The organism is Thermotalea metallivorans (genome assembly GCF_001562415.1).
GTDB lineage: Bacteria > Bacillota > Clostridia > Peptostreptococcales > Thermotaleaceae > Thermotalea > Thermotalea metallivorans.
Window position 1 is genome coordinate 37,106 of the sequence record NZ_LOEE01000050.1, and the last position, 12,915, is coordinate 50,020.

14 protein-coding genes are annotated in these 12,915 nt (G+C 38.9%); 4 read left to right on the top strand and 10 right to left on the bottom strand.

Annotated elements, in window-relative coordinates; all coding sequences use genetic code 11:
* Positions 1–185: 185 nt before the first annotated feature.
* The 10 genes from AN619_RS11425 to AN619_RS16155 form a co-directional block, all read right to left on the bottom strand.
* Positions 186–2,531 carry a virulence-associated E family protein gene (locus AN619_RS11425; protein WP_068557074.1) on the bottom strand — a complete coding sequence of 782 codons (2,346 nt, stop codon included), beginning with the start codon at positions 2,529–2,531 and terminating at the stop codon, positions 186–188.
* On the bottom strand, positions 2,528–2,947 hold the full coding sequence (locus AN619_RS11430; protein WP_009052904.1) for a DUF7768 domain-containing protein: 420 nt from the start codon (positions 2,945–2,947) through the stop codon (positions 2,528–2,530). The genes AN619_RS11425 and AN619_RS11430 overlap by 4 nt, the downstream gene beginning before the upstream one ends.
* 3 nt (positions 2,948–2,950) lie before the next feature.
* On the bottom strand, positions 2,951–3,742 hold the full coding sequence (locus tag AN619_RS11435; protein WP_041160345.1) for a phage antirepressor: 792 nt from the start codon (positions 3,740–3,742) through the stop codon (positions 2,951–2,953).
* Between the two features lie 86 nt (positions 3,743–3,828).
* On the bottom strand, positions 3,829–5,763 hold the full coding sequence (locus AN619_RS11440; RefSeq protein WP_068557077.1) for a DNA polymerase: 1,935 nt from the start codon (positions 5,761–5,763) through the stop codon (positions 3,829–3,831).
* Positions 5,760–6,320 (bottom strand): DUF2815 family protein, encoded by a 561-nt coding sequence (locus AN619_RS11445; protein ID WP_033860816.1) that lies wholly within the window; start codon positions 6,318–6,320, stop codon positions 5,760–5,762. The genes AN619_RS11440 and AN619_RS11445 overlap by 4 nt, the downstream gene beginning before the upstream one ends.
* Positions 6,321–6,325: 5 nt before the next feature.
* A complete protein-coding gene (locus AN619_RS11450; protein WP_068557079.1) occupies positions 6,326–7,453 on the bottom strand; it encodes a DUF2800 domain-containing protein in 1,128 nt (375 codons plus the stop codon).
* Complete coding sequence (locus AN619_RS11455; protein WP_068557081.1) at positions 7,450–7,767, bottom strand: rRNA biogenesis protein rrp5; 318 nt, start codon at positions 7,765–7,767, stop codon at positions 7,450–7,452. Before AN619_RS11455 ends, AN619_RS11450 begins: the two co-directional genes overlap by 4 nt.
* Positions 7,760–7,969: a hypothetical protein gene (locus AN619_RS11460; protein ID WP_068557083.1), complete on the bottom strand. Its 210-nt coding sequence runs from the start codon at positions 7,967–7,969 to the stop codon at positions 7,760–7,762. The genes AN619_RS11455 and AN619_RS11460 overlap by 8 nt, the downstream gene beginning before the upstream one ends.
* Positions 7,970–8,086: 117 nt before the next feature.
* Positions 8,087–8,581 (bottom strand): RNA polymerase sigma factor, encoded by a 495-nt coding sequence (locus AN619_RS11465; RefSeq protein ID WP_047341606.1) that lies wholly within the window; start codon positions 8,579–8,581, stop codon positions 8,087–8,089.
* A 164-nt stretch (positions 8,582–8,745) separates the two neighbouring features.
* The gene (locus AN619_RS16155; RefSeq protein WP_003350897.1) at positions 8,746–8,892 is read right to left on the bottom strand and encodes a hypothetical protein; all 147 of its coding nucleotides are present in this window, start codon (positions 8,890–8,892) and stop codon (positions 8,746–8,748) included.
* 348 nt (positions 8,893–9,240) lie between these two features.
* Between AN619_RS16155 and AN619_RS11470 the strand changes: the two genes are divergently transcribed.
* Genes AN619_RS11470 through AN619_RS11485 form a run of 4 tightly spaced genes read left to right on the top strand, consistent with a single transcriptional unit; the run spans position 9,241 to position 12,713 of the window.
* Entirely contained in the window at positions 9,241–10,257 is a 1,017-nt protein-coding gene (locus AN619_RS11470) for an ABC-three component system protein (RefSeq protein WP_068557085.1), read from the top strand.
* Positions 10,250–10,699 (top strand): ABC-three component system middle component 2, encoded by a 450-nt coding sequence (locus AN619_RS11475; protein ID WP_068557087.1) that lies wholly within the window; start codon positions 10,250–10,252, stop codon positions 10,697–10,699. Before AN619_RS11470 ends, AN619_RS11475 begins: the two co-directional genes overlap by 8 nt.
* Positions 10,700–10,703: 4 nt before the next feature.
* A complete protein-coding gene (locus AN619_RS11480) occupies positions 10,704–12,482 on the top strand; it encodes an AAA family ATPase (RefSeq protein WP_068557089.1) in 1,779 nt (592 codons plus the stop codon).
* 18 nt (positions 12,483–12,500) lie between these two features.
* Positions 12,501–12,713 carry a helix-turn-helix domain-containing protein gene (locus AN619_RS11485; protein WP_068557091.1) on the top strand — a complete coding sequence of 71 codons (213 nt, stop codon included), beginning with the start codon at positions 12,501–12,503 and terminating at the stop codon, positions 12,711–12,713.
* Positions 12,714–12,915 lie beyond the last annotated feature (202 nt).

Genomic DNA, 12,915 nt, shown 5'->3' on the forward strand with positions numbered 1-12,915 from the left:
TTTTTGTCTTTAGGATTATTTTTAATAATAATTATTGGAACAATGGAACAGAGGTTATAAAGTAGCCTACTTTACAAGGGGCTGCCGCCTGTTCCGATGAGGTGTACCAAATGACCATTTTTGTTTCACCGGAACAGGTAAAATTTGTTCCAGAGAAAAAATTGTTCCATGTGTTCCAAACTGAATTACTCTTTTGGAACATAAACCCACTGTGGTCCATAAAGCGGGATACGTTCTTTTTTAACGAGACCTGTCCAGCCTCCAATACTCGCCATAATAGCTGATATTTCATTACCATCTACTCTTCGAAGGTTGGCTCGATCCTTTCCAAAGCATTCACACCAAATTTCCATATTAGAAACAGATTTTCGTTTCCAAACACCAACCCTTTGGCTTTCACCAAACTCAGTCCCGTTGATATAGGCTCGACGTTCATATAGATCCATGGTGTCCCAATCCTCAGGTAAAAGCATATCAAGGTACTCTCTAACCAAACCTTCTCGCTCATCGGACTCCATAGCTTCTCGCTGTTCTTCTTTTGCAAGCTTTTCAAGGCTAGCATCAAGGTACAATTTCTCTCCAGCCTTTACATAGGTAAGAGCCTCGGCCCATATCTGCAGAATTTCATCCTGCTTTAGCTGCCAAGATTTTTTTGTGCCATTTCCCGGGGTCTTTACCGGCCAAAAACGACGGTTTCCTGTGGTATCCCGTAAATAGCCTTTTTCAGCATTAGTGGTGCCAAAAAAGACACATTGTCTTAAGTGAGGAGTAGCTCTCTTGCCAAAGCTAGCTCGATAAATATCATTCTGGCGAGATAAGAAGCTTCTAAGTGTTTCTACTTCTGCTTTTTTTAGTCCAGCCAGCTCTCCAATTTCTAAAATCCAGTAACCTTGTAACTTTTCTGCGGCGGTCTTATCCTTGGTATCTGACAAGCTCAAACTATCAGAAAACCAGTCTCCACCTAACTTGGCTATAAGAGTACTTTTTCCAACTCCCTGCGGGCCATTTAAAACCAACATGGAATCAAACTTGATGCCTGGAGTCAGTACACGAGAAATCGCTGCACATAAAGTTTTTCTTGTCACAGCTCGAACATATGGATTATCTGATGCACCTAGATAATCGATTAGCAAGGTATCTATTCTAGCTACCTTATCCCATTCAGGGAGTGCTTCAATAAACTCACGAATCGGATGATAAGACCTGTCGTCAGCGACCTTCGCTACCGCTACATCATAGTTTCTTGCAGAGAAGGTCCCGTAGTGGGTGTCAATGTAGCTGATTAGCTGGGCATCATCTGCATCTCTCCAGAACTTTGATGGATGTGGCCAAGGAACCTCACCTTTAATTTCAAGGCTATCTGATAGCTGGTTAAATACTATGCCTTTTAGATTGGGATCATTTTCAAGTATCAAAATCAAATTTCTAAGAGTATTTTTTACTGTTCCAGTCTTATCAATCTCCAATTGCTTTTCCCAATCTTCATCAACAAACTCTCTTTCAGCTTGAGCCTTTCTTTCCTCTGCAAACTGCTCTTTCACTCGTTCATCCTCCAAAGCCAAATCTGTCATGGCTTTAAAAGAGGGCAGTTTACTAGGCGGTGTATTTTCTGCTACCTTTTCATCTAAGTCCCTAAACTTATGCACTCGAACCAAATCAAAAGCATTAAGCAGCATTCCACAGGCTGGATCGGTGGCATGATGGCTATAAGCAAATTTACCATCATAGATTACCAAGCCTGCTGAAGAATCTGCTGGAATATAATCAAATCGTCCATTCATGGTACTAGGTTCATATACATCAGGTAGAAATTCTTCGATGGCTTCTTCAATGTTATAGGCTCTGCAAAATGCTCCTATAACCCCTTCTTTAATTAATGGATCTGCTTGTTTAGTTATTTTCCTTTGTACAACCTCAGATTGTCGACTTGAGACTGGCCACATTGAAGTGTCCCGCCAGTCTACATATTTTGATAGATAGATATCTGGGTCCAATAGTTCACCGTCTTTCTCTTTAAATACAAACTCTCCATCTGACGGTGTAGAAGGCCAATACATTAGTCTTGAAGGTTCATAAGTGGTGTCATCGAATAAATCAATCCCAATCTCCTTTGCAACCATCCGACCAAGGGCTGGGTATTCATCCTCTGTTACTTCTCTTTTAAGTGGAATAATAAGTCTTAATCTTGGTGCATCTGGTGTATGTTTATGGGTAGAATAGATGCAGCATTTGAAATCATGTAACGCTTCAATTTGCTCCCAAACCTCTGGTTTGGCATAATCCATATCTAAAGTCAGAAGGGAACGGGAGAGGACATAACCATTTCTGCGTTTTCCTTCACGAAGGGCTCCTCCCACAAATCCACCGACGTCTTTTATTGAGTCCTGTTGAGCGCGACTCATTTTTCGGAACTCAGATACAGTTTCTGTTGTTCGTATGGTAGATTTAACTCGTGAGATAAAGTCCTCCCATGTGATATCTTTGTTCTTCCACTTTTTATCCATTCGGCTGTTACCAACCGCTATCTTCATAGCTTCTGCACCTCCTCGCAGTTTTCAGAAAAATACCGGATAGGTATACGATGCTTCGATGCTTTATTTATCTCTGCTTGCATCCCTTTTGAGATATAGCGACCAAATACCCACAGCTCATCACACTTTCTAAGCCATACCATGCCAAAGTATAGTCCTAGTTTTCTTTGTTCAGGATCGCCATCATCTAGCACTTGAGGGTATAGCAGATGAGGAGCAAAAGGAATGGTTCCTTGCTTCACTGCAAACTTCAGGTATTCTCTAGCTTTATTCAGATTTTTTTCTATGTCTCCAGCAAAAGGAGAACAAATAAAAACGCAAGGTTTATAGTTTTTTGCTTTTTCTTCACGCATGATATTTTCCAAGGCTTCTGCTGCAGTTGGATCTGGATAGCCTTCTGCGTTATATCTATCCATAAGTTACATCTCCTCGAATTCGGACTCTTGTTCAATCAATGGTAAAATGCCATGATCCTTAAGAAGCTCATAAATGAACAAGCGTCCTTTCTGAGTCCAGTAAGTATGAACCTTTGAATGCATCGTCCCATCATTTCCAAGGTAAGTATGGGTTTTTGTCGTCGTATATCCATGTTGAGCATACTTTTGATATAGAAGCCAAATCTTCCCTTGACGGAATTGAACACCTAAATTATGCAGATACTCATTAAACCAGCGCCCTGACTTTCCATAGTCCTTGGCTATTGTTGTGATAGACACCGCATCCTTACAGTTAAGTACCACATCGTAATAACTTGCTTTAGGTTTCATTTCTGCAATTTGCTGTTCTTGAATGCTAATGGTAGTAGTTAACTCAGCATTTTTAGCTCTTTCCGCTTTAAGCTCCTGTAGTGCCTGAATCAAAAAGTCTGGATTAGCAAGTAACTCATCTGTAGCATAAAGGCCATGCCTTCTGATTGAAGGAAGCACCTCATGGGTTACCCAGCGCTTGAACTTTTTAGCTTCTGGCTTTCGAGAAACCAATATCACGCTATAAAGACCACTTTCATTGATAATAGATACTTCCTGTTTTCCTCCAGGGGTGTCGATAATATCGACTCCCTTTTCATCACTGTCCAAACGAGCCATAACATCACGACTGTTTCCAATCTCTAATACTGAACATACATCTTTTAGAACCCACCAAGGATTTCCATCCTTCATTACTGTTCTTACTGTGTTGCCTTCATAGTTGAATATAGTTAATTTGTTCATATTGAACCTCCTGCTTATAGTAGTAGAGCAATAAAACATGCCCTCAGCTATAAGCAAAAAATGAGGAGGTTTCGAACCCCCTCAAATTAATCTTTTTTATAGAAATTGCATTCGTATCCATCTGCACGAAGTAAAAGTCCTTGAGCCCAAGTTGGCGTCTGATTCATTAGAGTACATATATCAGTAACGGTTACTTCTAAAGGGACTTCTAAAACTACCTCATCATGGACATGCATTACAATATCAAAACCTTTTTCATCAAGCTTTCTCATGGCACAGCAAAGAATATCTCTTGAAATAGCTTGCACAATATTCTCGACAAACTTAGGACCATAACTTTCAATGCGCTCCCATTTCTTTGTGGCACCAACTCCTTCATAAGTCACTGCTTCACTGCCAAAGCTGTTAATACCCATTCTTGGTTTAACATAAGTAAGCTGTCTGCCAGAAGGAAGCCATATTAATAGCATCCCGCTACGATACTCAAAACGGATACGATGAGTTTCAGTTCTGCACCTTTCTGTTACAGCTTCTTTGACAGCACGATCAACATCCCACCAAAGTCGTACAATATTAGGATTTGCATTTCGCCATGCATAGACCAAAGGTTTTAACTCTTCTTCGGTAAGACCCATGTCAAGTGCACCCATTGCTTTTAATGCACCTACAGAACCACCATAACCTAAGGCCAGCTCCGCAATTTTTCCTTTTTGTCTGAGAGGACTACCTTTTGTAACTTCTTCTAAGGGGACTTTAAACATCTGGGAAGCAGATGCTTCATAAATCTTGCCATGAGTAGCAAACACTTCATTTCTCCATGTCTCGCCTGCAATCCAAGCAATAACTCTAGCCTCTATTGCACTAAAGTCAGCAACGATAAACTTATATCCTTTCTTTGGCACAAAAGCCGTTCGAATTAATTCAGACAAAACTCCCGGAATAGAGTCATACAATATTTCCAAGGCATCAAAATGGCCACCTCTAACCAAGCGACGTGCCTGTTCCAGATCCGACAAATGGTTCTGAGGGAGATTTTGAACTTGTATAAGCCTTCCTGCAAATCTACCGGTTCGATTAGCACCGTAGAATTGTAGTAGTCCCCGAGCTCTTCCGTCAGTGCATACAGCATTTTCCATAGCGGTGTATTTCTTTACACTGGATTTAGCTAGTAACTGTCTCAGTTCCAGTACTTCACTCAGATTATCTGGAGCTTCCTTTAATAGTGCCTTAACTGATGCCTTATCAAGACTGTCTGTTTCCAGACCTTTTTCCGATAGCCAGGACTTCATTTGAACAACTGAATTAGGATTATCAAGATCAGTTAGTTCTTTTAGTCTGCTTGTTAGCTCTTCTCTTACTTTTTCATCACATTGAATCGCTTTTTTTACCAATTCCAAATCTAACTGAATACCCCGATCATTGATTTGCTGATCTAGAATATAGTTATTCCATTCCTCTTCAGGCATAGGAAATTTTTGAAGCTTTTCCTGTATAGAAAGTTCAACTTCAACGTCTCGAAGATTATATGCTTTGAAGCTATTCCACTTCTCTGGAGCATGTTCAGGTAGATTTCGTGTACGACCACCATTAGTTACTGTTGGTTTGCATGGAACTGAAAAATATCGAATGAGTTCTTTACCTTTTGTTAGCTTTTTCTTGTCTGCTCCTGTTACGATTGCTGCCCCTTCCAAAGATAAAGGAAGCCCAAGGTACGCAGACCAAACCATTGTGCAACGCCAAGAATCAGGTGCAAGGTGTATACCAAAGTACTTCGATAAGCAAATCCGCTCAAACTGCGCATTAAACGCCCATTTGGTAACATTATTATCTAGAATCGCTTGCTGTATTTCTTTAGGTATTTTTTCGCCACAAGCGAAATCTACTACTTGAACCGGCCCAGCATCCACACTGTAACCGAAAAGTAAAATCTCAAAATCCGGTGCTTCAGCGTAACGATAGACCCCGCTTTTGGCGAGGTCTACGCTGCTAAATGTTTCTATATCTATACTGAGGGTTCTCATGATAAAAAGTCATCATCCACATCAGTGGCAAAATCATCAGCTGCATTAGTTCTGCCACCCAAAGGTTCACCATCACGGATTTTTTGAATATTTCCAAGTCCACAGGCTATACCTTTGTTTCCATTGGAGTTAAAGGCGTAGAAGTTGATACTCACTCTTGCATAGACACCAGAGTATACTTCAGAACGATCAATGATTGGATTGACGTTTCTATCTACAATTTGTGGAGCGGTATTGCTATTGGCATTGATAAAATAGCTATTTGCATAAGCTTCATCATCTGGACGATCAATATCTCCGTCACGTAGAGGAAGCTTTAACGCCGCTTTATTTGGAATCTTACCACCGAATTTACCTTTACCTTCTTCTATTGCAGCATTCACCGCTTCATTGATAGCACTTAAGGTTTTAGTATCACTCTTAGGAATAATCAGGCTCACACTGTATTTTTCAGCACCGCCATTGATAGATTTCGGTTCCCACACATTGGCATAAGAAAGTCTGACAACTCCTGTAACTACTTTTGTTGGATTTGTTCTTTTTGCTGTTTTTGACATAATTTTTATACCTCCATAAAATCATTTTTTGCTGATGATGTGTTCATTTCAGGACGCTTATCTGAAACTGGAACTAGCGTCGGTTTGCCTGGTGGCTTCATAACTAGCTCACCAAGGATTTCATTAAATTTTGACTTGCCCATCAATTTTTCCATTTCGGTAATGGTAATGAGACTTTGCTTGTATATATCTCGGTATCCTGCATTCTTTGCTGCTTCTGCGACTGCTTCTTCATCTTTATATTTACGGTTGGAGCGACCTTCGACTACTTTAAACCCTGGCCACTTCTTTCCATGATTAACTGCTGCATCCGTCGCATAGGCTATAATCTCATTTGCCCAGTTAGTGAGATCACCGATAGAAGATAAAATGTCAGCAATCTCTTCATCAGATAAAAGTGGTGGTAGCGCAAACTCAAACGTAGCCAGTTTCATTTTTGCTTCTGCTCTTGCTCTACATTTCACAGCTGCTCTGCAAAATTGACACCATTCACCGGGACAGTAGTTGCCGTCACCATTGAAGGCTAATTCAGCTTTAGGTTTTAAAACTTCTTCAGCCCACTGATACAAGTTTTCTTTTGAGACTGTGGATGTACTGACATTTTCTCGACGGGGTTGATAAATTGTCATTGAAACCATTTCGATATCATAAATGCCATCAAATAGATCCAGTGCACCAAGGGCATAAAGTTTCATTTGAGGATTGTCTTCTGCGCTGACTAAGACACCCTGACCATACTTAAAATCAATAATGTGAAGAGTTCCATCAGCAATAATTAAACAATCCCCCGTTCCAAATCCCTCAGGTACATACTTTGAAAAATCAAGCCGCTGTTCTATCAAGATTAAGGGATCGCTACAAATTTTCTTGGCTTGCTCAATCACTTCAAGTACAAATTCCACGTAACCATCGGTGTAATTGTCCATCTCATCTGAGTCGTATGGAGAGACCGGCTTTTTTGATCTCATCTTAAGTGCCTTTCGGAGTTTGTGTTCACTTAATGCATGAGCTGCTGTGCCTTCAGCTGCAGCCTCACCACTGTTGTCATCAAACTCCAGTTCTAGCCTTGCCGATGGTGTACAGTTCATCCAGCGATGAGCTCCTGACGCGGAGAGAATTGCATGTTTACTCATTTCAACTCCTCCGCATCAGCAAGAATTGCAGCATACTTACTTGGATCAATCTGACTAAGTTTTGATGCACCATACTTTTCTAGAAGACCTCTAACTTCAGCAGTAAATCCATCATGACTTTTCTCCGCGAGCACCGCTCTTACTTGTTCTAAGGTAATTTGCTTTTCTTCAGGCTGTTTTTCATATCTTGGCTGCTCTGACTTTGTATCCTCCTTTGGCTCATTACTTTCAATAGCATCAGCCACAGCCTGAACACTATCTGCTAATGCTCGAAGATCTAATACCACATCAAGAAGGAGCTTAATCTTACTCATGGCCTACACCTCCTTCCTTGATTTCTTTAATTTCTACCATCTCAACTGAGTCACCTGGAGTAATTACTAACAAACTGGCTTTCTTTCCAAATAGGAAATCAAGCATTCTAGTTCGGATAGTCTTACGAGTGCTTTGAATGACGGAGCTTTTTTCGCCATTAGGCTTTGCCACATTAATAGTGACTTTATGTTTTAGGCTCATATTCCCTCTCCTTTCCGGGGGCAATTTACCTACCCCTCACCGATAAGCGAAAAAGAGAGTTCTTTCGAACCCCCTTTCAGAAAAGATTTTTTATATAAAGGGTTCTTACGAACCCAATTAGGATAGAATTTTTCTTAGTCTTTCATGAAGCTTCTTAAGGCGGCCGCGAATGGCAGCTTCTGTCACGCCTTCTTCTGCTGCAATATCAGTGTTGGATCGTTTCTCAAGATATACTTTTTTGAAAAGTTCTTTTTGTTGTGGCAAAAGAGACTCCATTGCCTTTGTTAACTTGTCCAACATATCTTGATAATCGGCTTCATATTCAGCTTGTATGATTAGCTGTTCTGGATTCGCAGTATCATCTGCAAGATATTTATTGCGGTCATTGGCAGCTTCCTCTTCTCCGTCATAATAAGCATCCAGATGTGTTTTCACTCGATAATCATAGCGACGCTGCTCGTCCACTTCGTCATCATCCATAATGTGCAAAAGCTCGATGTCCGCTTCGGTGACCCCATTCTCACCCGGGGTAATCACAATCTTTGTTCCTTCAGCTGTGTAATAAATGTAGTTGGTTCTCTTCTTTTGGCTAGTTTTGTACGCTCTTTTCATAATTTGACTCCTTTGGTTTTCAAAATTTGGCTTTGAAATCCGCGGGAGCCGCTCATTATCCGTGAGACAAAAAAAGACGGCAGTGGAATACCTTTTCAGGTATTCCGCACTGCCGTCTAGCGGTCTCGCGGATTTAATGTTTACTTCATTAAAAAGCAGATAAACTAATTTTTAAGATTTACTACTTCTGTAGTGCCATCTGCATTTCTTTTGATTAATGTAATACAGTCTTTGATTTTGATTTCTACAGTACCAGTAGCTTCATCTACTCTACAAACAAGTTTTCCATCAAGGTTTCTCACTTCACTCATCTTCTTTTCATCCTTTCTCCTCTTCTGATAACAGGTATTTATGTGTATTTATGAGTATTTAATTTGATGTAAGCAGTTTAAATTTCTATTACAGGTAAAGGAATTGAATTATACTTATTTAAGTGATATAATTTATAAAATGTAGTTAGCAGAATCAATGGTTTACTAGGGTTGTTTTTTTGGGGGAATAACATAACTCAGAGACCATAATCACAAAATGAACAATCCCTTTCCTGTATTGCTTACAAGAAAAGGATACAAGCTTTAGACCTAAAAGTATTTCCCCTCGGTTTGACCTGTTTTTGACCCTTTTTTGACCTTATGGTTCTGCAGAAAGGGATGGTTGTTATGGGTAGGTTATGCTTTGGGACATATGCCAAAATTGTTCAAAAATCAATTAAAGAACCGAATGGTCAAAAACGTGTCGCTGAATTGTTGCTAGGGCTAATTACTGACAATGAGGATGTTACAAACCAAGAAGGTGAACCTTTTGTTGTCACTGACAAACTTGCCAGTGACTTATTTAACTGCAAAATTAATATGCGTAAAAAAATAAAGGAAGCATCTAGCTCCCAAACAATAATTAATGCAGCACATGACTACTTTGAGGATGTGGTCATGCCTGAAATTATGCCTGAAATGATACAAGACATGATTGCCGAATTAGCAGAACTCATATCCAGTGACGATACTGTTCCGCAAGATAAAAAAGATGAGTTCTTGCAATTTGCTAATCCGTCCTCTCTTCATGTTTTTTTGTCTGTCTTGTTTTTGTATGTAATAAAAAAGGAAAACAAACTTTCTAAGGAATCTCCAGCTCCCTTGAATAATAAAATGCCTTCTATTCTTAATGATGTAAAAAAACTAAAGGAGCTTATTGAAAAAATCCATCCAGAGCAGCCCGCTCTTATTACTCCACCCGGACAAATCGAATCACATGAGATGGTTTACGTCAGAGAATTATTAGCCGCTTATGCTGATGCGGAGGGCCTTGATGAGTTACCAAAGGAATCATTAGAAAGTTTTCCAAAGTACGCGAAAGATTTTAAGCGTAGAAGAAAAGACTACTATGCTGCTGAAAGTATTAGGCGCGGTGCTAGAGATGTATTTGGAGAAACAACCCCAGATCAGTTTGATGTATTAAAAGAAGAAACATACGACGGTATCATAGACGTTTATGAAAACGAGTATCCTCACGGCCTCGCTAGATTAAAAGGGGTTATGTCTCAAGCCGCTCTTATTCGAGTGGATAAATGCGTATATAGCCAAATTCCTAATTGGATTGGTGCTAGTGAAAAGAAAGGTGTTTGCCACATACTTGTAAATGACGGCAAACTTAGGGGGTGGGTTGATACCGATGAGTAAATTATATAATACACCATTTGAAGCATCCCTACGTATTTTGCTTATACTAGAGACTTCAAGAAATCAAAGTTTTAGTGCAGACATGCTTGCTGCAATAGATTTTATTTCAATTTACGGAAGAGAATTTGGTATTTCTGACGAAAACCTACATGGGGATAATAACTATAAATTCAGTGAGTTCACCTTACGTCGCGAACTCATAACAAAGGCAATTAAACAACTGGTGGTTGATGACCTTATAAAAGTAAACTCAACTGAAAAAGGTTTTACATATTGCGCTAACCAAAAAGGGTTGAATTATAGCGAATATTTATCAAGTGATTATGCGACCGCATACCGTCGAGCTGTGAGCTTGGCGCGGGAATTCATATCTAATAAAACCGAGCGTAAGATTTTAAATTTTATAAATAGACGCTCCATATATTCGCTACAGGAGGATTAATGAAATGCCTAACTTTTATATAAAAAAGCTGATTGTTTCCGGTAATGGCAATGAACCCTCAGTTTTAGAATTTGATGAAGGATTAAATATTATCTGCGGTCCATCAAATACCGGAAAAAGTTATATCTTAGAATGTATCGACTACTTATTTGGCAGTGATAATATTCGTTTTGATAGGAAGACAGGCTACAATAATATCAAAATAATTGTTGATACAGATAATGGTAGCATTACATTTGATCGCGAGATAGATTCTAATAAAATCAAAGTTCATAGTAACGATCACAGGATTGAGTCTGGAGACTATAGAACTAGCGGAAAAAAGAATATCAGTGATGTATGGTTAAGGCTTATAGGTATTGACGAGGAGCATTTTATTATCAAAAACTCAAGGTATGATAAACAGCGTCTTACCTGGAGAACTTTCTCACACATGTTTCTCATTAAGGAATCCGTTGTTTTTCAAGAGCCTTCTATACTGTTACCAAAGCAAAATACCGCACATACTGCTGCTCTTTCTGCCCTCTTCTTTTTGATTACCGGTCAAGATTTTGCTGACTCCGATCCAAAGGAAGAAAAAAAGATAAAAGAAGCTCGAAAAAAGGCTGTTGTTGATTACATTAACAAAAGATTATCTGATTTTGCTGAACGTAAAAATGAACTGAACAAACTTCCAGTCGGAGATGAAGAGTACCTTCAAGAGAAAGTAGAGAATGTACTTGCTGAAATCGCCGAAACAGAAGCAAAAATAACTGATTTTGTCAACCGAAGCAAACAACTTTTAAAAGAAATTTATGTTGTCAGCGAACAATTAGCTGAATGCAATACTCTGTATAACCGGTACCAAGCTTTGAAGAGTCAATATGCATCTGATATTAAAAGATTGACTTTTATTGTTGAGGGTGAGCTGCATAAAAGAAATATGCATCCAAATTCTAAATGCCCGTTCTGTGACAGCAGTATACCTTCTTTACAAAAAGAAGCTACTTATGCAGAGGCATCACACGCTGAGCTCCATAGGATTCAACTTCAATTAGATGATTTAGTGGAAGCTGAGCAAGATCTGATAAAGGAACGGTCAGTACTTGAATCTAAACTTGCTACGTTAAATAGTGAAAAATCAGATGTTGAATTACTTATAAAGGATGAATTAAAGCCAAAAATTGCTGCGCTTAAAGCAACTTTATATGATTATCGAAGAGCCATTGAAATACGTAATGAATCAGTGGTTATTAGTAAATATGAAACAACAATGAAATCTGAATTATTTGAAGCAATGATAGAAGAAGAATCAGAGGTAGAGTTCAAAATTAAGAACTACTTTAGTCGCGACATCATAGCTACATTGGACAGCTATCTAAACAGAGTACTTGAATCATGTAAATTTGATGCATATAGTTCAGCTTATTTAGATCCAAGTTCCTTTGACATTATTATTAATGGAACTCCTAAAAACACATATGGTAAAGGATATCGTGCTTTCTTAAATACGGTACTTGCTATTTCTCTTATGGAGTATCTATCCGATAAGGGTAAATACGCACCCGAGCTATTGATTATCGACTCCCCTATTCTTTCTCTGAAAGAAAAAGGAGATGGTGTGGCATCTGACACAATGAAGGCTGCGTTATTTCAATACCTATTAGACAACCAAGCCCATGGGCAAGTAATTATTGTTGAAAATGATATTCCTGATTTAGATTATAGCAACGCAAATGTGATCCAGTTTACTAAAGATGAATCGTATGGTCGTTATGGATTTTTGAATGGCGTTCGCCAATAAGAAATGGAGGCTTATTTAATGAGTAAAGATCAAAATATAGAAAAATGGTCTTCTATGGATACTATTACAGATTATCTGGGTGTAAGCCGTGAAACTGTACTGCAGTGGATTAATAATCGCAATATGCCTGCCCATAAGGTAGGTAGGCTTTGGAAATTTAAAATTTCCGAAGTTGATGAATGGATTCGTTCAGGCGGTGCAGCTGAAAAAAGTGACTCAGAAGATCTTTAATAATATTATGACAAGTGAGGTAATTATATGGCTAAAAAAAACACTAAACAAGAGATAAGTCTTGAAACAATATTACTATAGTTTTGCACTTTTTAAATAATTACCAAAAATTGACGTAATAATTTGCAAAATAAAAGAGGAATATATGTACACAATACCTCTAATCAAAGGAGTGAAGCTTGTGTACATTTATATTCCTCAA

Excerpts from the sequence above, each read along its gene's own strand:
- AN619_RS11425 (WP_068557074.1), bottom strand. The coding sequence starts at position 2,531 with ATGAAGATAGCGGTTGGTAACAGCCGAATGGATAAAAAGTGGAAGAAC.
- AN619_RS11430 (WP_009052904.1), bottom strand. The coding sequence starts at position 2,947 with ATGGATAGATATAACGCAGAAGGCTATCCAGATCCAACTGCAGCAGAA.
- AN619_RS11435 (WP_041160345.1), bottom strand. The coding sequence starts at position 3,742 with ATGAACAAATTAACTATATTCAACTATGAAGGCAACACAGTAAGAACA.
- AN619_RS11440 (WP_068557077.1), bottom strand. The coding sequence starts at position 5,763 with ATGAGAACCCTCAGTATAGATATAGAAACATTTAGCAGCGTAGACCTC.
- AN619_RS11445 (WP_033860816.1), bottom strand. The coding sequence starts at position 6,320 with ATGTCAAAAACAGCAAAAAGAACAAATCCAACAAAAGTAGTTACAGGA.
- AN619_RS11450 (WP_068557079.1), bottom strand. The coding sequence starts at position 7,453 with ATGAGTAAACATGCAATTCTCTCCGCGTCAGGAGCTCATCGCTGGATG.
- AN619_RS11455 (WP_068557081.1), bottom strand. The coding sequence starts at position 7,767 with ATGAGTAAGATTAAGCTCCTTCTTGATGTGGTATTAGATCTTCGAGCA.
- AN619_RS11460 (WP_068557083.1), bottom strand. The coding sequence starts at position 7,969 with ATGAGCCTAAAACATAAAGTCACTATTAATGTGGCAAAGCCTAATGGC.
- AN619_RS11465 (WP_047341606.1), bottom strand. The coding sequence starts at position 8,581 with ATGAAAAGAGCGTACAAAACTAGCCAAAAGAAGAGAACCAACTACATT.
- AN619_RS16155 (WP_003350897.1), bottom strand. The coding sequence starts at position 8,892 with ATGAGTGAAGTGAGAAACCTTGATGGAAAACTTGTTTGTAGAGTAGAT.
- AN619_RS11470 (WP_068557085.1), top strand. The coding sequence starts at position 9,241 with ATGGGTAGGTTATGCTTTGGGACATATGCCAAAATTGTTCAAAAATCA.
- AN619_RS11475 (WP_068557087.1), top strand. The coding sequence starts at position 10,250 with ATGAGTAAATTATATAATACACCATTTGAAGCATCCCTACGTATTTTG.
- AN619_RS11480 (WP_068557089.1), top strand. The coding sequence starts at position 10,704 with ATGCCTAACTTTTATATAAAAAAGCTGATTGTTTCCGGTAATGGCAAT.
- AN619_RS11485 (WP_068557091.1), top strand. The coding sequence starts at position 12,501 with ATGAGTAAAGATCAAAATATAGAAAAATGGTCTTCTATGGATACTATT.